Source organism: Microbacterium gubbeenense DSM 15944, from assembly GCF_000422745.1.
Lineage (GTDB): Bacteria > Actinomycetota > Actinomycetes > Actinomycetales > Microbacteriaceae > Microbacterium > Microbacterium gubbeenense.
The window spans coordinates 21,527-38,782 of the sequence record NZ_AUGQ01000017.1; the positions used below are offsets into that span (position 1 = coordinate 21,527).

A 17,256-nucleotide genomic window follows, 5' to 3' on the forward strand; every position below is an offset into this window, starting at 1 on the left:
AGAACCGATGTCCGTCACCACCACCCTCCCCGAGGTGCGCGGGGCCGAGCGGGCGCCACGTCGCGCTCCGGCCGGCACCCGGTCGCGATTGCGCGTGCCGCGGGCCCTGCTCTGGCCCGCGCTGATCACCGCGATCGTGCTCACGCAGATCCCGTTCCTGCTGACGATCTACTACTCGCTGCAGAGCTGGAACCTCCTGCGCCCCGGCGACGTGTCGTTCGTCGGCTTCGCCAACTACGCGAAGGTGTTCGGGGGCGGCGCGTTCGCGTCGTCGCTGTGGGCGACGATCCTCATCACCGGCGGATCCGTTCTGCTGTCCCTGTTGCTCGGCCTGATGTTCGCGGTGCTGCTCGACCGCAAGTTCATCGGCCAGAGCGTCGCACGCACGCTGCTGATCACCCCGTTCCTCGTGATGCCGGCCGCGGCCGCCCTCATCTGGAAGTGGTCGATCCTCGACGCCTCCTCGGGGCTCGCGAACTGGGTGCTCGGCCTCGTCGGCCTGCCGCCCGTCGCGTGGAACACCGACGTGCCGATCTGGACGATCATCATCGTGCTGACGTGGCAGTACACGCCGTTCATGATGCTGATCCTGCTCGCGGGGCTGCAGTCGCAGAGCCGCGAGGTGCTCGAGGCCTCCGCCGTCGACGGCGCGGGCGCGGTGCGCACCTTCACCCTCATCACGCTGCCGCACCTGCGGCAGTACACCGAGATCGCCGTGATCCTCGCGACGATCCTGCTGCTGCAGGCGTTCGATCCGATCGCCATCATGACGCGCGGCACGGGAGGAACGAAGACCCTGTCGTACCTGCTCTACGAGCGCGCGTTCGTCGGCCTCGAGGTCGGCGAGGCGGCGGCGTACGGCGTCATCACGGTGATCATCACGATCGCGTTCGCGCTCGTCGCGCTGCGCACCCTGTTCAAAGTCTTCTCCTCCGAAGGGATCACGCGATGAGCGATTTCGCCCGACGTCGCCCGATGGCGGCGCGCACCCGAGGCGTGCTGGTCACGGCGCTCACGTGGATCCTCGTGCTGGTGTTCTTCTTCCCCGTCGCGTGGATGGTGTTCACGGCGTTCAAGCCGGAGAACGTGGCGGCGACCTCGCCGCCGACCTTCATCTTCGAGTTCACGACGGAGCAGTTCTCGAAGGTCTTCAGCCGCGACATGATCCCGTACCTGATCAACTCGCTCACGGCGAGCGTCACATCGACGCTCATCGTGCTCGCGCTGGCGATCCCGGCGGCGTACGCCCTGAGCGTTCGCCCGATCGTCAAGGTGCGCGACGCGCTGTTCTTCTTCATCTCGACGAAGTTCATGCCGCTCGCCGCGTCGATCATCCCCGTGTACCTGGTGCTGCAGGCCCTCGGCCTGCTCGACAACATCAGCGCGCTCTCGATTCTGTACGTCGGCATCAACCTGCCGATCGCCGTCTGGATGATGCGCTCGTTCCTCGCGGAGGTGCCGCGCGAGGTCATCGAGGCGGCGCAGCTCGACGGCGCGAGGCTGCGTACAGAGATGTTCCGAGTCGTGCTGCCGATGGTGATGCCGGGCGTCGCCGCGGCCGGACTCATCTGCTTCATCTTCGCGTGGAACGAGTTCTTCCTCGCGAACCTGCTCACGGCGAACGTCGCGCGCACCACGCCGCCGTTCCTGACGAGCTTCGTCGACGGCCGAGGCCAGTTCCTCGCCGTGCTGTCGGCGGCATCCACGATCGCGATCCTCCCCGTCGTCGCGGCGGGCTGGATCGCACAGAAGCAGCTCGTGCGCGGGCTCGCGATGGGAGCGATCAAATGACCTTCGACAACGCACAGGCGCGTCCGCTCCGGGGCGCAGCGCTCGGCGACATCGCGGCGGCGGGCCGCGTCGAGGTGCCGACCTACGACCGGAGCGAGGTCTCCGTCGGCATCGTGCACTTCGGCGTCGGCGGCTTCCACCGCGCGCACCAGGCGGTCGTGATCGACGACCTGCTGGCGAGCGGATCCGCACGTGAGTGGGGGATCCTCGGGGTCGGCGTCCTGCCCGGGGACGTCGCGATGCGCGACGCGCTCGCGGCGCAGGACGGGCTGTACACGCTCGTTCGCAAGCACCCCGACGGGCAGCTCGACGCGCGCGTCATCGGCAGCATCGTCGACTATCTTTTCGCGCCGGACGACCCGGAGCGCGTGATCGAGGCGCTCGCTGATCCGGGCGTGCGCATCGTGTCGCTCACGATCACAGAGGGCGGATACAACTTCGATCAGGTGACCGGGGAGTTCGACTCGTCGGCGCCGGACGTGCAGGCCGACCTCGCCGCCGGCGCCGCGCCGTCGACGGTGTTCGGGCTCGTCGTCGAGGCGATCGCGCGGCGCCGCGAACGCGGCATCGAGCCGTTCACCGTGATGTCGTGCGACAACATCCAGGGCAACGGCGACAAGGCGCGCGCCGTCTTCTCGACGTTCGCGGCGCTCAGGGATCCGGACCTCGGGCGCTGGGTGCTCGAGAACGTGGCCTTCCCCAACTCGATGGTCGATCGGATCACGCCCGTCACGACGGACGAGGACCGCCAGTTGGTCGCGGACGAGTTCGGCATCATCGACGTGTGGCCCGTCGTCGCCGAGCCGTTCTTCCAGTGGGCGCTCGAGGATCGCTTCCCCGCGGGGCGGCCGCCGTACGACGAGGCGGGCGTGCAGCTCGTCGACGACGTCGAGCCGTACGAGCTGATGAAGCTGCGGCTGCTGAACGCGAGCCACCAGGGCCTCGCCTACTTCGGGTATCTGGCGGGGTACCGCTACGCGCACGAGGCGACCGACGATCCCGCGATCGCGGCGTTCCTGCGCGACTACATGGACCTCGAGGCGACCCCGACGCTGCACCCGGTGCCGGGCGTCGACCTCGACGTTTACAAGACGACGCTCATCGAACGGTTCGCGAACCCCGCGATCCGTGACACGCTCGCGCGGCTCTGCGCCGAGTCGAGCGACCGGATCCCGAAATGGCTGCTGCCCGTCGTGCGCGAGCGGCTCGCCGCGGGCGGCGACGTGCGCCGATCCGCCGCGATCGTCGCCAGCTGGGCGCGGTACGCCGAGGGCATCGACGAAGCGGGCGAGCCGATCCACATCGTCGACCGGTACGCAGACGAGCTCACGGCGCTCGCGCAGACGCAACGCGACAACCCCGTGGCGTTCATCGGCAATCCGGCGTTCTTCGGCGACCTCGCCGACGACGAGCGCTTCCGCACAGCGTATCTCGAGGCGCTCGCGTCGTTGTTCGAGCACGGCGCTCTCGCGACCGTGCGCGGGCTCGTCTCAGAGCGCTGACGCGGGTCAGGGCAGCCGCGCGCGGAACTGCTCGCGGATGATCCCACGGGTGTCGACGGGGTGCACCACGGCGATCGGCTGCGGCCAGCGCCCCTCGGTGCCGACCGCGGTCGCGGCCTGCCGGGCCGCGCCGAGGGCGACGTACTCGCGCGGCTCGGGCACGGACACCTGCGCGTCGAATACCTGCGCGGCGATCCGTTGCACCGCGTCGTTCTGCGCGGCGCCGCCGACGAACAACAGCCTCTGCGCGTCGACGCCGTGCGCGCGGATCGCGTCGAAGCCCGCCGCCAGCCCGCACAGGACGCCCTCGATCGTCGCCCGGGCGATGTTCTCGGGGCGCATCGTGTCGAGCGTCAGCCCGAACAGCGACGCGGTGGCATCGGGGCGGTTCGGGGTGCGCTCGCCCTCGAACCACGGCTGCAGCACGAGCCCCTCGGCGCCCGGCTCGGCCTCCAGCGCGAGGCGGGCGAACCCGGCGTGGTCGACGCCGAGCAGGGCGGCGGTGCGGTCGAACACGCGCGCGGCGTTGAGCGTCGTCACGAGGGGGAGGAAGCCGCCGGCCGCGTCCGCGAAGCCCGCGACCGTGCCCGACGCGTCCTGCACGGCCGTATCCGTGATGGCGAACACGGTGCCGCTCGTGCCGATCGAGACGCACACGTCGCCGTTGACCGCGCCCAGGCCGAGGGCCGCGCCCGCGTTGTCGCCGCACCCGGCGGCCACGACGAGTCCATCGGATCGCGTCAACGATGCATCCGGCGCCAGCACCCGCGGCAGGACGATACCGACCGCATCGCGGCGCAGGGCGGTGGCGAGCAGATCCCGGTCGTATTCGTTTCGGACGGCGTCGTAATACGCCGTGCCGCTCGCGTCGGACCGATCCGTCACGAGCTCGTCGAGCACGGGGCCGAGCGGCGAACGCCCGGCCGGCCCATATCCCCTCAGGCGCCACGTGAGCCAATCGTGCGGCAGCGCGATCGCCGCGATCCGTGCCGCCGCGCCCGGTTCGTGGTCGGCGAGCCAGCGCAGCTTCGTGATCGTGAAGGACGCAACCGGTACCAGGCCGGTTCGGCGCGCGAACTGCTCGGCGCCGATCTCGTCGACGAGGTCGGCCGCCGCCCCGCTCGAGCGCAGATCGTGCCAGAGCAGCGCGGGGCGGATGACGCGCCCCTCGGCGTCGAGCGCGATGAGCCCGTGCTGCTGTGCCGCGATGCTGATCGCCTGGACATCCTCGATGCCGCCGGCGTCGTCGAGGGCGGCCTGGAGAGCCTGCCACCACACCTCCGGATCCACCTCGGAATCGGGCAGGTGCGGCGCGCGCCCGATGCGCACCACGCGCCCGGTCAAAGCGTCGCAGATGACGACCTTGCAGCTCTGCGTGGACGAGTCGACCCCGGCGATGAGCCTCATGATCCCCATCGTCGGGGAGCGGTGTCGGGGGCCATCGTGTTCTCCTGGACGGGATCGAGCGCGGGCGACGCGGAGCCGTCGGCGCAGCGCGCACGGGTGTCGTTATGTTAGCACCGGGCGCACCTCCGGCCGGGGCACATGTGCGGCGGGGATAATCGGGCGGATGAGCGCGAAGAGGACGATCGGGATCGTAGCCGGCGGCCTCGCGCTCCTGGGCGGAATCGGGGCGCTCGGCGTTGTCGGGGTGACCGCCCTGATCAACTCGATGTCGGGCCCGTCGTTCGAGCTGGACGACCTGCTGCCGACGCCCGAGCCGATCGAGACCGTCGCGACGCCCGCGAGCGCGCCCGCGAACGACTCGGCGTGGCTCGACCAGACGGCCGAGGCGACGGGGATCCCGCGCCGTGCGCTCTCAGCGTATGTCGCGGCCTCAGTGCGCGCGGAGAACGACGGCTGCACAGTGGGGTGGAACACGCTCGCCGGAATCGGCTGGGTCGAGAGCCACCACGGCGCGCTGCAGGGCGGATCCATCGAGGCCGACGGCGTCGCGCGCCCGGGCATCATCGGCATCCCGCTCGACGGCACGAACAAGACGATGGAGATCCGCGACACCGACGGCGGGGCCTTCGACGGCGACGCCGAGTACGACCGGGCCGTCGGGCCCCTGCAGTTCATCCCCGAGACGTGGCGCATCTGGGGCGTCGACGTGTCGGGCGACGGCGTCGCCGATCCGCACAACATCGACGACGCGGCCGCGACGACGGCCCGCTATCTGTGCCGCCTCGACGGCACGCTCGAGACTGACGAGACCTGGATCCGTGCGGTGCGCTCGTACAACGACACCCTCGATTACCAGACGCGGGTCGCCACGGCCGCCGCCCGCTACGCCGACGCCGTCGGCTGACGCCGCTACAGCGTCTCGGTGTCGATCACGAAGCGGTAGCGCACGTCGCCTGAGACCGTGCGGTCGTAGGCCTCGTTGATCTGGTCGGCCGAGATCAGCTCGGTCTCCGGGGCGATGCCGTGCTCGGCGCAGAAGTCGAGCATCTCCTGCGTCTCCTTGATGGATCCGATGTTCGAGCCGGCGAACACCTTGCGTCCGCCGATGAGGGATCCGACGTGCATCGGCAGCGCCTCGGGCGGCAGGCCGACGTTCACGAGCGCGCCGTGCGGGCGCAGCGTGCGCAGGTACGCGTCGATGTCGAACGGCGCGCTGATCGTGTTGATGATGATGTCGAACGTGCGCTTGAGCGACCGGAGCACGCCCTCCTCGGCGGTCGCGACGTGGCGCACGGCTCCGAACGCGAGGGAATCGTCCTTCTTCGCGTGGGTGCGCGAGAGCACGGTCACCTCGGCGCCCATGGCGACGGCGATCTTGACGGCCATGTGGCCGAGCCCGCCGAGGCCGACGACCGCGACCTTCTTGCCCGGGCCGGCACCCCAGGCCGCGAGCGGGGAATACGTCGTGATTCCGGCGCAGAGCAGGGGAGCTGCCTTGTCGTACGGAATCGCCTCCGGCACGCGCAGCACGAAGTCTTCGTTCACGACGACGTGGGTCGAATATCCGCCCTGCGTGATCGTGCCGTCGACGTCGACCGAGTTGTAGGTGCCGGTGTTGCCGTTCTCGCAGAGGTGCTCGTCGCCTGCAAGGCACTCGTCGCACTTACCGCAGGAGTTCACCATGCAGCCGACGCCGACGCGGTCGCCCACGGCGTGCTTCGTGACGGCGGATCCGATCTCGGCGACGACGCCGACGATCTCGTGCCCGACTACCTGCGGGAACGTGATCGGGCCCCACTCCTCGCGCACGGTGTGGATGTCGCTGTGGCAGATGCCCGCGTAGCGGATCTCGATGAGGACGTCGTTCGGGCCGACGTCGCGGCGGTCGATCTCGAGGGGCACGAGTGGATCCGTGGCAGAGGTGGCGCCGTAGGCCTTGACGGTGAGCATGGGGTCTCCTGTCGGATGGTCAGGGGAGTGCAGGCCGGGAAGATCCGGCCGGGTACAACGCTACGCGCCGCGCGGGGTGTCCGCGCCGGTCGCGCCCCGAAAATCGAGCGCCGACGGCATCTCGGCGGGGGTATCGAGGGCGGCGTACCGCACGTCCGCGCGATCGCGGAACACCTCGGCGACGCACGCGAGCGTCGTGAGTGTCGGGTAGCCGTGCGCGCGGTTGTCGCGCACGATCGCGCGGTCGTCGCCGGATCCGACGGAAGCGGTCTAGGCGAGCAGGGCGGGCCATTCGTCGAACGACGCGCGCGCGAACTCCTCGCGCCACGCGATGATGCGCGCCGTGCGCGGATCATCGACGTCGTCGTGCGCGAGCATGTGCGTGCCGGGCGCGAGGGTCGTCGTCTCGACGGGCACGGATCCCGTCCACGACGTCACCTCCGCGGACCCTGCGGCGATCGTCACGAGGTTGAACCCGCGCATGCGTTCGAGGCCGTCGAGCGGCCTGTGCGCGAGAGCGTCGAGCGGCAGCGCGCCGCGCGTGCGGATGCGGTCCTCCGGCAGATCCGGCTCGCCCTCGCGGTTCAGCACGACGGCGAGGCGTCCCGTTGCGGGCTCGGCCGCGAGCCACGCGCCGCCCGAACGGCGATCGCGCACGCCCACGACGCCGGGCCGGTCGGGCCACCACGCGCCGAGCGGATCCCACGCGCGGCCGGGGTCTTCATCGCGCACGGCGAGCAGCTGCACGGGCTCGTCGTCGCCATGCGGAATGCGGATGATCACGGTGCACATCGACCCCCAGCGTAGTGACAAGATGGGGGACATGTTCATCGTCGTGGGTGTGACCGGTGGAATCGCGGCCTACAAGACCGCCCAGCTCGTGCGGCTGCTCGTCAAGGACGGCCACGACGTGCACGTGATCCCGACCGACGATGCGCTGCGCTTCGTGGGGCTTCCGACATGGGAGGCGCTCAGCCGCAACACCGTCACCACGAGCGTGCACGACGACGTCGCGCGGGTGCGCCACGTCGCGCTCGGGCAGCAGGCGGACCTCATCGTCATCGCCCCGGCGACCGCGAACTCGATCGCGAAGATGGCCGCGGGCCTCGCCGACGACCTGCTCGGCACGACGCTGCTCGCGACGACGGCGCCGGTCATGATCGCGCCCGCCATGCACACCGAGATGTGGCAGCACGCGGCGACGCAGGCGAACATCGACACCCTGATCTCGCGCGGCGTGCACATGATCGGGCCCGTGGCCGGTGAGCTGACCGGCGGCGACAGCGGCCCCGGGCGCATGGTCGAACCCGACGACATCCACGCGGCCGTCGTCCGCGAGCTGCAGGCGGCGGATCCCGTGCGCGGCTCAGCTGCCGGGCAGCACTGGGTGGTGACGGCGGGCGGAACGCGCGAGCCGCTGGATCCAGTGCGCTACATCGGCAACCGCTCGAGCGGCCGCCAGGGGCTGGAGGTCGCGCTCGCCGCGGCACGCGCTGGCGCGCAGGTGACGCTGGTGGCGGCGAACATGGATCCGTCGCTGCTCGCTCCGGTGACGCAAACGGACCCTCCCGCCGCGGGGAACAGCAGTTCGCGTCACCGGAACGCCGGGCCGTCCGGTTCCGGTGACGCAAGCGGATCCTCGTTAGCCGACGAAGGTCCGTTTGCGTCACCGGAGGGGCGGGTTCGCGTGGTCGCTGTCGGGACCTCCCAGGAAATGGGGGACGCGGCCCGCGATCTCGCCGACGGCGCCGACGTCGTCGTGATGGCCGCGGCCGTGAGCGACTATCGGCTCGCCGAGGTGGCCCAGGAGAAGATGCGCAAGGAGGATGCGAGCGGCCCGCTCACGCTCGAGCTGGTCGAGACGGCCGATATCCTCGCCGGGCTCTCGGCCTCGAAGCGCGAGGGTCAGACGATCGTCGGATTCGCGGCGGAGACGCCGGGGGAGATGACGCTCGCCGAGCGGGCGATCCGCAAGCGCCGGCGCAAAGGCTGTGACCTGCTCGCGGCGAACGAGGTCGGGTGGGATCGCGGCTTCGAGCGCGACGACAACCGTCTGCTCATCGTGAACAACCGCGACGAGATCGTCGCCGACGTCGCGGGCAGCAAGCGCGAGACGGCCGAGTCGCTCGTCGCGGCGATCCTTGCGCGCTGAGCGCGGATCCATGGCCTGATCGCGCCTTTTCCCGCGCATTCATCGCCAAGTACGGCAATGTACCGGCATCTTTTGCTTGACAGCCGTCATAAGTGTCCGTACCTTCGTTCCCGGGGGCGGGCGTCGTTACGATGCGGCGCTCATGACAGAGAAGTCACAGAGGAGTACGAGTGATTCAGCGCAGGAATCCCATGATGATCACCTCGACCGCCTACGCCGCTCCACCCGTGTGAACACGGTCCGAGCCGGACAGTCAACCGATAGCTAGCGATCATCGCGCATCTTTTGGCTGATAGCCGGTAGAACAGGCTCCAGAAGCGTCCCCGACCATCGGGGCGAAAGCCGATCGGGCCACCTCGCACAAGCCGTTGCAGCGGCGCGCGGATGACCCGATCGCATTAACACATCCCATGCAGGAACATTCGACCCTATAAGGGAGATGTCACGATGAATCGTACTCTTCATCGTCGCGCGCGATGGTGGCTCACAGCCAGCACAGCGGCGACTCTCACCATTGGCCTAGGTACCGTCGCCGTACCGGCGTCGGCGCACGACGGCCACGACGAAGAACCGGCGGCCCCCGCCGCGGATCCGGCGCTCGAGACCAGCAACTACGAGCGCAACCTCATCACACGCAACGTCGGCGAGCCGATCGACATGGCGGTCATGCCGGACGGGCGGGTCCTGACGACCGCTCGCAACGGCGACGTCCGCCTGCACGACCCCTCGCTCGGCACGACCGAGATCGTCAACGAGGTCGACGTCTACGTCAACTCCGAGGACGGCCTCCAGGGCATCGCGCTCGACCCCGACTTCGAGAACAACGGCTGGGTCTACTTCGTCTACGCACCGGTGGACGCCGACGGCGACGGCGAGCCGGACACCCCCGAGGGCAACGCCCCGGAGAAGCTCCCCGAGGGCGAGGACGAGAGCTACTGGGAGCAGTGGGAGGGCATCAACCGCCTCTCGCGCGTTCAGTGGACGGGCGACAGCCTCGACATGTCGACCGAGCAGGCCATCCTCGACGTCGACACCCAGCGCGGCCAGTGCTGCCACGTCGGTGCCGACATCGACTTCGACGGCGAGGGCAACCTCTACCTCACGACGGGCGACAACACGCCCGCCAGCACGCCGGGCGCCAACGGATACGCCCCGACGAACGACGCACCCGGCATGAACCCCGGCTTCGACACCCGCCGCGGTGCGGGCAACACCAACGACCTGCGCGGCAAGATTCTGCGCATCCACGTCGAGGAAGACGGCTCGTACTCGATCCCCGAGGGCAACCTCTTCGAGGAGGGCACCGAGCTGACCCGCCCCGAGATCTTCGTGATGGGCGTACGCAACCCGTTCCGCTTCGAGGTCGACCCCGAGACGAACTCGCTCTCGTGGGGCGACTACGGACCCGACGCCGGCAAGGCAGACGAGGACCGCGGACCGATGGGCTACGTCGAGTGGAACGTCGTCAGCCTCGACGACCCCCACAACGCGGGCTGGCCGTACGTTCACGGCCCGAACGCCGCCTACAACAACTGGGACTTCGAGAACATGGTTCCTCGCGAGTTCCACGATCCCGAGAACCTCGTCAACGAGTCGCGCTGGAACACGGGCCTCACCGAGATCCCCGCACCCCGCGAGGCCACCGTCTACTACGGTGACAACCCCGGCGACCAGCCGTGGGACGAGCTCGTGAACTTCGGAACCTCCAACGGCCAGGCACCCATGGGCGGCCCGGTCTACCACTTCGACGCCGAGAACCCCTCGACGACGAAGCTGCCCGAGTATTGGGACGGCAAGGCGTTCATGGGCGAGTTCTCGCAGGACTACGTCGCCGCCCTCACGGTCGACTGGGACACCTTCGAGGTCACCGACATCGAAGACTTCCTGCCGAACGCGGAGCTGATCGCCGATGGTCAGCACCCGCACGACAACCCGATGGACATCGAGATGGGCCCCGACGGGTCGATGTGGATCCTCGACTACGGTGACGGATTCTTCCGCGAGAACCCCGACGCGGGCCTGTACCGCGTCGACTGGGCTCCCGACAACAAGACGCCGCAGGCGAGCTTCGCAGTCTCCGAGGAGTCGTCGTCCGACGCGCCCCTCACGGTCGACTTCGACGCCTCTGCGACCGTCGACCCCGACGGCGACGAGCTCACCTACGAGTGGGATCTCGACGGCGACGGCGAGTTCGAGGCGACCGGCATCACCGCGTCGCACACGTACGAGGAGCTGGGCGCGTACTCGGCCCGCCTCCGCGTGACGGACGAAGCCGGCAAGTTCTCGGCGACGAGCCGCGTGATCTCGGTCGGCAACCAGGCCCCTGAGGTCACGCTGCCCTACCCGGCGAACGGCGGATTCTTCTCGTGGGGCGACCGCGTGCCGTTCCAGGTCACGACGAGCGACGCCGAGGACGGCGACGCGACCGTGTGCGAGAACGTGCGCTGGACCTACGGTCTCGGCCACGACGAGCACGCCCACCCCGAGTCGTCGGGCACCGGCTGCGAGGGCGAGTTCCGCACGGACGCGAACTCTCCTGAGCACGGCGTCGGCGCGCTGCTGTACGGCGCGGTCGTCGTGAACTACGAGGACCAGGGCGCGAACGGTCTCCCGGGCGCGAAGGGCGAGGCCACCGTGCGCCTCAACCCGAAGGGCCTCGAAGCCGAGCACGCCGCCGAGATGGAGGGCACTGAGCCCGCTGCCGACTCCGAGGCTTCCGGCGGCAACGCCGTGGGCCCCATCGGCGAGGGCGGCTACCTCGGATTCCCGACGGTGAACTTCACGAACATCGACGGTGCCGTCGTCCGCGCCAGCGGCGAGGGAGAGGTCCAGCTGCGCTGGGACGCCGCCGATGCCGAGCCGTTCGCCACCGCGACGATCCCCGCCGGCGAGGGCTGGCAGGACGTCGAGGTTTCGTTCGAGGCGCCCGAGGGCACCGGCACGCTGTACGCCACGACCGCGGACGGCGTCGCACTCGACGTCATCACGGTCACGGGCGCGGGCGTTGCCGAGGCACCGGCAGAGCCGGAGCCCGAGCCCGCCGCAACGACGACGAGCGCGACGGTCGACGCCGCACGCGTGGCGTTCGGTCAGGCCGGCCAGGTCAGCGTGACCACGACGAGCGACGAGGCCACCCCGGCCGGCGAGGTCGTCATCTCCGAGGGCGACACCGAGATCGCCCGCGGTGAGCTCGACGCCGACGGATCCGCCGTCATCGACCTGCCCGCCGACCTCGCGGTCGGTTCGCACACGCTGACGGTCACGTACGCCGGATCCGACGAGTTCGTCTCGTCGTCCGACAGCGTGCGCCTCGTGGTGACGACGGCGAAGTCCAGCGTCGAGGCGTCCTTCGCATCCGACGTGGTCAAGCCCGCGGTTCGGGCGCGACTCGACGTCGCGGTCGCGACGAAGGAGGGCAACGCTGCTCCTGGATCGGTCGAGATCCAGATCAAGCGCAACAACCTCGTGGTCGACACCATCGAGGCCGACCTCGAGGACGGCGCGGCCAGCATCAGCCTGCCGCGCCTCGACGCGGGCACCTACCGGGTGACCGTGACGTACGACGGCGTCGACGGGATCCGCGGATCCCACAGCACCGCCGTGCTCAAGGTGCGCTCCTAGTAAGCGGTGGGGCGGCGGGCTTCGGCCCGCCGCCCTTCTGCCGCAGTACCCACTCGCGGGGCGAAGCCCCGCACAGTTCTCGAAGGAGAGACATGACACACCACGCACACCCGACGGTATCGGCGAAGCCGCTGAGCCGTCGGACAATGCTGAAGGCGCTCGCGGCCAGCTCGGTCGCGGTCAGCGCTGGATCGATCATCGCGGGCTCCGCCGCGAGCGCGGCCGCTGGCCCCGTTCAAGCGGGCGCCACGACCCCGCTCGCGAGCGGATCCCGCCTCGTGCCCACCAACCGCATCGGCATCCAGATGTACACCGTGCGCGACAAGGTGCAGTCCGAGGGCTTCCGCGCCGTGTTCGAAGAGCTCGCCGACATCGGCTACTCCGAGATCGAGTTCGCGGGCTACGGCCAGGGCACGGGCGACATCTCCATCGCGGAGATCCGCCAGCTGCTCGACGACAACGGGCTGCGCGCCGTCGGGGCGCACGTCACGCTGACGCCGGAGTCGATCGACAAGGAGATCGAGAACGCGCTCGCGCTCGGAATGCCGTTCGTCGGCCAGGGCGGGCCGATCACCCGCGGCACCACGAAGGCCGAGTGGCAGCAGGCCGCCCAGACCTGGGCCGAGATGGGCGAGAAGGCCAGGGGCGCGGGCCTCGGGCTGTACATGCACAACCACTCCGGCGAGTTCCAGTTCACGTCGGACGACCCGAACACGCGCGTCTACGACCTGCTCTGGGAGGACCTGAAGGGCACGAACGTGACCTTCGAGATGGACGTGTACTGGGCGTACGTCGGCCAGCACCTGTACCCCGGGTTCCAGCCGATCGACTACGTCAAGGCCGATCCCCGCCGGTTCCAGCTGATGCACCTCAAGGACGGCAAGCTCAACCCCGAGAGCGGCAACGGCTACGACATCATCGAGTTCGGCGCCGGCGACATCCCGTACCAGCAGTTCCTGACCCAGCTCAAGTCGTTCCGCGGACGTCGGTACGGCATGTACGAGCAGGACAACGCAGCAAACGTTGCCGAGCCCGGCAACGACCTCAACTCGCTCGGCAACGCACGCCGCAGCTATCAGCAGATCGCCGCCCTGCGCGGCTGAGGAGAATACCCATGAGAATCACCAAGAAGTGGCTTGCCCCCGTCGCCGTTGCGGCGCTCGCAGGCGGATCCCTCGCGTTCGGCCCCGCAGCGATGGCCGCGGGCGGCGCGACGTGCGCCGAGGACCTCGGAGACACAGCAATCGATGGCGGCATCGTCGTTCCCGCGGGCGAGACCTGCACGCTGGGCGGCGCCACCATCTCCGGCGGCATCGTCGTCGAGGCGGGCGGATGGCTCGACGCCACATCGATCGAGGTCGGCGGCAACGTCGAGGCGATCGACGCCTACGGCGTTTCCATCGACGGATCGAGCGTCGGCGGCGACGTCAGCGTCTACGGCGGCGACCGCGGCGGATTCGCGTATCTGAACGACCTCGACGTGGCGGGCAGCGTTGCTGCGGGCGGCGTCGACGTCGAGATCACCGACTCGTCGATCGGAAGCGGGCTGCTCACGCAGTCGGCGCACTACGTGGAGCTGCTGCGCACGTCGGTCACGGGCAACGCCGACCTCGTCGGATCGCCGTTCGGCGCTGTTGTCGCCGGTGCGATCGTCAAGGGTTCGCTCACGGTCGACGGCTCGCAGCACGAGACGCTGATCGGTGCGACTGCCGACGGCGAGCCGGAGGCCTGGGGCAACCAGATCGACGGCGACCTCGTGGTCACCGGCAACACGGGCAACACTCGCGTGGCGGGAACCAACGTCACGGGCACGATCACCGCGTCCGGCAACGACGCGGTCGCCGTGTTCGGCGCCGGCAACACGGCGGGCGCGGTCGAGGGCGAATACGAGGGCGAGGATCCCGGTGAGGCGGGCGGCGGCGACCAGTCGATCGCCGTCACGGTTCCCCAGCAGGCCACGGGAGAGCTCGTCTGGGCGCTCGACGGTACGAGCGGCCTCGTCGACCTCGGCGTTGCCGAGAGCCTCGACGACCGCTTCGCTGCCACCGGCGAGATCGTGCCGATCCGCGTGCTGGACACGCGCGTCGGCAGCCCGTCGTGGTCGCTGACCGCGCAGGTGAGCGACTTCCAGGCCGGCGGCGAGACGATCTCGAGCAGCTACCTCGGTTGGACGCCGGAGGTGCGCGAGAACGAGGGCGGCGCCGTCGCCGGTGCAGCCATCGACAGCGGCTTCTCCGGCGGCGACGGCCTGTCGGTGTCTCGCACGCTGGTGCAGGCGAACGAGGGCCACGACCGCGGCGAGTCAGTCACGGGTGCGGGCCTCGACCTGCAGCTCCCGCTCGACACGCCGCTCGGTACGTACAGCGCGACCGTCACGCTGACGGCGCTCAGCTGATCGACGGTGCGGGGCGGGCTTCGGCCCGCCCCGCACCTCCCCATTCTTCGAAAGGCCACCATGACCTCGCTCACTCGCATCCTCTCGCCGCGACGACTCGTCGCGGCGCTCGCCGTCGCGATCCTCTCCATCGGAATCGCTGCCCCCGCCCTCGCCGCGAGCGAAGAGCAGGAAGCGTCGACGTCGGTGTCGTGGGGCGCGCGCCCGGACGATACCGCTCAGGGCGAGGGCCGCCCGAACTTCATCTACGACGTTGAGCCGGGCGGCGAGCTGAGCGACGCGATCCTCATCACGAACCGGGGCGAGGAGCCGATCGAGCTGTCCGTGTACGCCGCAGACGGCAAGACGACCTCCGACGGCACGCTCGACCTGCTGCCCTCGGGGGAGGAGTCGACCGAACTCGGATCCTGGATCGCCGTCGAGCAGGACGAGGTTGCTCTCGCCCCCGACGAGAGCGCCTCGATCCCGTTCGACCTCGCCGTTCCCGCGGACGCGCAGCCGGGCGACTACGCCGCCGGCGTCGTCGCGGCGATGCGCGTCGAGGGCGGCGACGGCCTCATCACCGAGCGCCGCCTCGGATCCCGCGTGCTGCTGCGCGTTGCCGGTGACCTCGCGCCCGCGCTCGAGGTCTCCGACCTTCAAGCGGACTTCTCGGGCGGTCTGAACCCGTTCCTGCCCGGATCCGCCTCGATCGACGTGACTCTGACCAACACGGGCAACGCGACGCTCGTCGGCGGCGCCGACCTCGCGGTGTCCGGCCCGTTCGGCTGGGCCGCGCGGGCGGTCGACGTCGGCGAGATCCCCGAGATGCTGCCCGGCACGAGCCTCACGCGCTCGATCGCGGTCACCGAGGCGTGGCCGCTCGTCCTGTTCAACGCCGATCTCCGAGCAACGGGCGACGTCGTCGTGCGCGAGGGCGCCGTTCCTCCGCCGACTGCGACCGTCACCGACGAGGCATCGACGCAGGCCTGGGCCGTGCCGTGGACGATCGTCGCGATCGTCCTGATCATCATCCTGATCGTGGTGTGGCGCGCGGTCGCGGCGAAGCGCCGCAAGCGCGCGCACGAGGCCGAGGTCGCTCGCGCCGTCGAGAAGGCCCTTGCTGCCTCGCGGGAGAACGAGACCGCCGCGGTGTGACCCGGCAGCGCACCCACCACGAACCGCGTCCCACGTGGTGCGGGAAACACGGCCTTATTCCCGCACCAAGTGGGGCGCGGTCAGGCGTCAGGCGTTCGCCGGCGTGAAGGCCGCGATGCCCTCGGGGGAGAGCGCGTACTGCACCGCGAGCAGGCTCGCGCCGACGACCGCGGCGTGCGAGCCGACCGACGACTGGGCGACCGATAGGTGCTCGGTCGCGAGCGGCGTCGAGCGCGTGTAGACGATCTCGCGCACGCCGGCGATCAGATGCTCGCCCACGCGAGCCATGGATCCGCCGATCACGATCACCGACGGGTTCAGCAGGCTGACGGCGACGGTCAGCATCTCGCCGATGTCGCGACCGGCCTGCCGTACGGCCTGGATCGCCGTGAGGTTGCCGCTCTTGACGAGGTCGACGACATCGCTGCCGGTCTGGGCGTCGAGGCCCTGGTCTCTCAGCGTGCGGGCGAGGGCGGGGCCGGAAGCGAGCGCTTCGAGGCAGCCGCTGTTGCCGCAGGTGCAGGGGATGTCGGCGCCGCGTGCGATGCGCACGTGCCCGACGTCGCCCGCGATGCCCTGCGCACCGCGCTGCAGCCGCCCCTCCGACACGATGCCCGCCCCGATGCCGGTGGCAACCTTCACGAAGAGCAGGTGCTCGCGCACGGGCCACGCGACGGCGCGCTCACCGAGCGCCGAGATGTTCACGTCGTTGTCGACGAGGACGGGCGCATCGAAGTGCTGGCGCACCCAGCCGGGCACGTCGAAGCGATCCCAGCCCGGCATGATCGGCGGGTTGACGGGCTGCCCCGTCGAGAACTCGACGGGGCCGGGCAGGCCGATCCCGACGGCGGCGATGTCGCTCGCTGCGCGGCCGGCGTCGTCGAGCATGCGGGCCGCGTTCTCGACGAGCCACGTCAGCACCGTCACGGGACCGTCGGAGATCGCGATGTTGTCGCTGTGCTCAGCGAGGATCGCCCCGGTGAGGTCTGTGATCGCGACGGTCGCGTGGGATGCGCCGAGGTCGGCGGCGATCACGAGCCGCGCCGCCGGATTGAGCGCGAACTGCGAGGGCGGGCGACCGCCCGTCGAGACGCCGTCGGCGACCGGAGCGACGAGCCCCATCGACATCAGCATGTCCACGCGCGCTGCGATCGTGGAGCGCGCGAGGCCGGTCGACTTCGCCAGCTCTGCGCGGGTGCGAGGCGCTCCGTCGCGCAGCAGCTGGAACAGGTGTCCGACGCTGCCGCGTCCTGAGGTGGTGTCGCTCATCTGATCTCCCTGAAATGCGTTTCGACGGAAGC

Annotated in this window: 14 protein-coding genes; 9 read left to right on the plus strand and 5 right to left on the minus strand. The window is 70.0% G+C overall.

Going from position 1 to position 17,256, the window contains the following annotated elements; genetic code table 11:
• Positions 1-7: 7 nt before the first annotated feature.
• From G510_RS0110135 to G510_RS0110145, 3 genes are read left to right on the plus strand one after another with little or no spacing between them, the layout of a single operon-like run.
• Positions 8-952: a carbohydrate ABC transporter permease gene (locus tag G510_RS0110135; protein ID WP_029153545.1), complete on the plus strand. Its 945-nt coding sequence runs from the start codon at positions 8-10 to the stop codon at positions 950-952.
• The gene (locus G510_RS0110140; protein WP_245563298.1) at positions 949-1,791 is read left to right on the plus strand and encodes a carbohydrate ABC transporter permease; all 843 of its coding nucleotides are present in this window, start codon (positions 949-951) and stop codon (positions 1,789-1,791) included. Before G510_RS0110135 ends, G510_RS0110140 begins: the two co-directional genes overlap by 4 nt.
• Positions 1,788-3,293: a mannitol dehydrogenase family protein gene (locus G510_RS0110145; protein WP_051216664.1), complete on the plus strand. Its 1,506-nt coding sequence runs from the start codon at positions 1,788-1,790 to the stop codon at positions 3,291-3,293. The genes G510_RS0110140 and G510_RS0110145 overlap by 4 nt, the downstream gene beginning before the upstream one ends.
• 6 nt (positions 3,294-3,299) lie before the next feature.
• Here the strand turns inward: G510_RS0110145 and G510_RS0110150 are convergent, their stop codons facing one another.
• Complete coding sequence (locus tag G510_RS0110150; RefSeq protein WP_029153548.1) at positions 3,300-4,700, minus strand: xylulokinase; 1,401 nt, start codon at positions 4,698-4,700, stop codon at positions 3,300-3,302.
• A 163-nt stretch (positions 4,701-4,863) separates the two neighbouring features.
• Here G510_RS0110150 and G510_RS0110155 point away from each other — a divergent pair, with 163 nt between their 5' ends.
• On the plus strand, positions 4,864-5,604 hold the full coding sequence (locus tag G510_RS0110155; RefSeq protein WP_051216665.1) for a lytic transglycosylase domain-containing protein: 741 nt from the start codon (positions 4,864-4,866) through the stop codon (positions 5,602-5,604).
• Between the two features lie 5 nt (positions 5,605-5,609).
• Here G510_RS0110155 and G510_RS0110160 read toward each other — a convergent pair whose 3' ends face one another.
• From G510_RS0110160 to G510_RS16415, 3 genes are read right to left on the minus strand one after another with little or no spacing between them, the layout of a single operon-like run.
• On the minus strand, positions 5,610-6,650 hold the full coding sequence (locus tag G510_RS0110160) for an NAD(P)-dependent alcohol dehydrogenase (RefSeq protein WP_029153550.1): 1,041 nt from the start codon (positions 6,648-6,650) through the stop codon (positions 5,610-5,612).
• Between the two features lie 60 nt (positions 6,651-6,710).
• On the minus strand, positions 6,711-6,884 hold the full coding sequence (locus G510_RS18850) for a hypothetical protein (protein ID WP_245563299.1): 174 nt from the start codon (positions 6,882-6,884) through the stop codon (positions 6,711-6,713).
• Positions 6,885-6,920: 36 nt separating this feature from the next.
• Positions 6,921-7,442, minus strand: coding sequence for an NRDE family protein (locus tag G510_RS16415; protein ID WP_245563301.1), 522 nt, complete (start codon positions 7,440-7,442; stop codon positions 6,921-6,923).
• A 31-nt stretch (positions 7,443-7,473) separates the two neighbouring features.
• Between G510_RS16415 and coaBC the strand changes: the two genes are divergently transcribed.
• From coaBC to G510_RS16430, 5 genes are all read left to right on the plus strand, one after another.
• Entirely contained in the window at positions 7,474-8,802 is a 1,329-nt protein-coding gene (gene coaBC / locus G510_RS0110170; protein WP_029153551.1) for a bifunctional phosphopantothenoylcysteine decarboxylase/phosphopantothenate--cysteine ligase CoaBC, read from the plus strand.
• Between the two features lie 447 nt (positions 8,803-9,249).
• Positions 9,250-12,423, plus strand: a complete 3,174-nt coding sequence (locus G510_RS16420) for a PQQ-dependent sugar dehydrogenase (protein ID WP_157560540.1) — start codon at positions 9,250-9,252, stop codon at positions 12,421-12,423.
• Between the two features lie 92 nt (positions 12,424-12,515).
• Positions 12,516-13,526, plus strand: a complete 1,011-nt coding sequence (locus tag G510_RS0110180; protein WP_051216666.1) for a sugar phosphate isomerase/epimerase family protein — start codon at positions 12,516-12,518, stop codon at positions 13,524-13,526.
• Between the two features lie 11 nt (positions 13,527-13,537).
• Complete coding sequence (locus G510_RS17620; RefSeq protein ID WP_029153553.1) at positions 13,538-14,818, plus strand: hypothetical protein; 1,281 nt, start codon at positions 13,538-13,540, stop codon at positions 14,816-14,818.
• 60 nt (positions 14,819-14,878) lie between these two features.
• Positions 14,879-15,955, plus strand: a complete 1,077-nt coding sequence (locus G510_RS16430) for a COG1470 family protein (RefSeq protein ID WP_036322813.1) — start codon at positions 14,879-14,881, stop codon at positions 15,953-15,955.
• An 87-nt stretch (positions 15,956-16,042) separates the two neighbouring features.
• Here the strand turns inward: G510_RS16430 and G510_RS0110195 are convergent, their stop codons facing one another.
• Entirely contained in the window at positions 16,043-17,224 is a 1,182-nt protein-coding gene (locus G510_RS0110195) for an ROK family transcriptional regulator (protein WP_029153554.1), read from the minus strand.
• Positions 17,225-17,256: the final 32 nt, after the last annotated feature.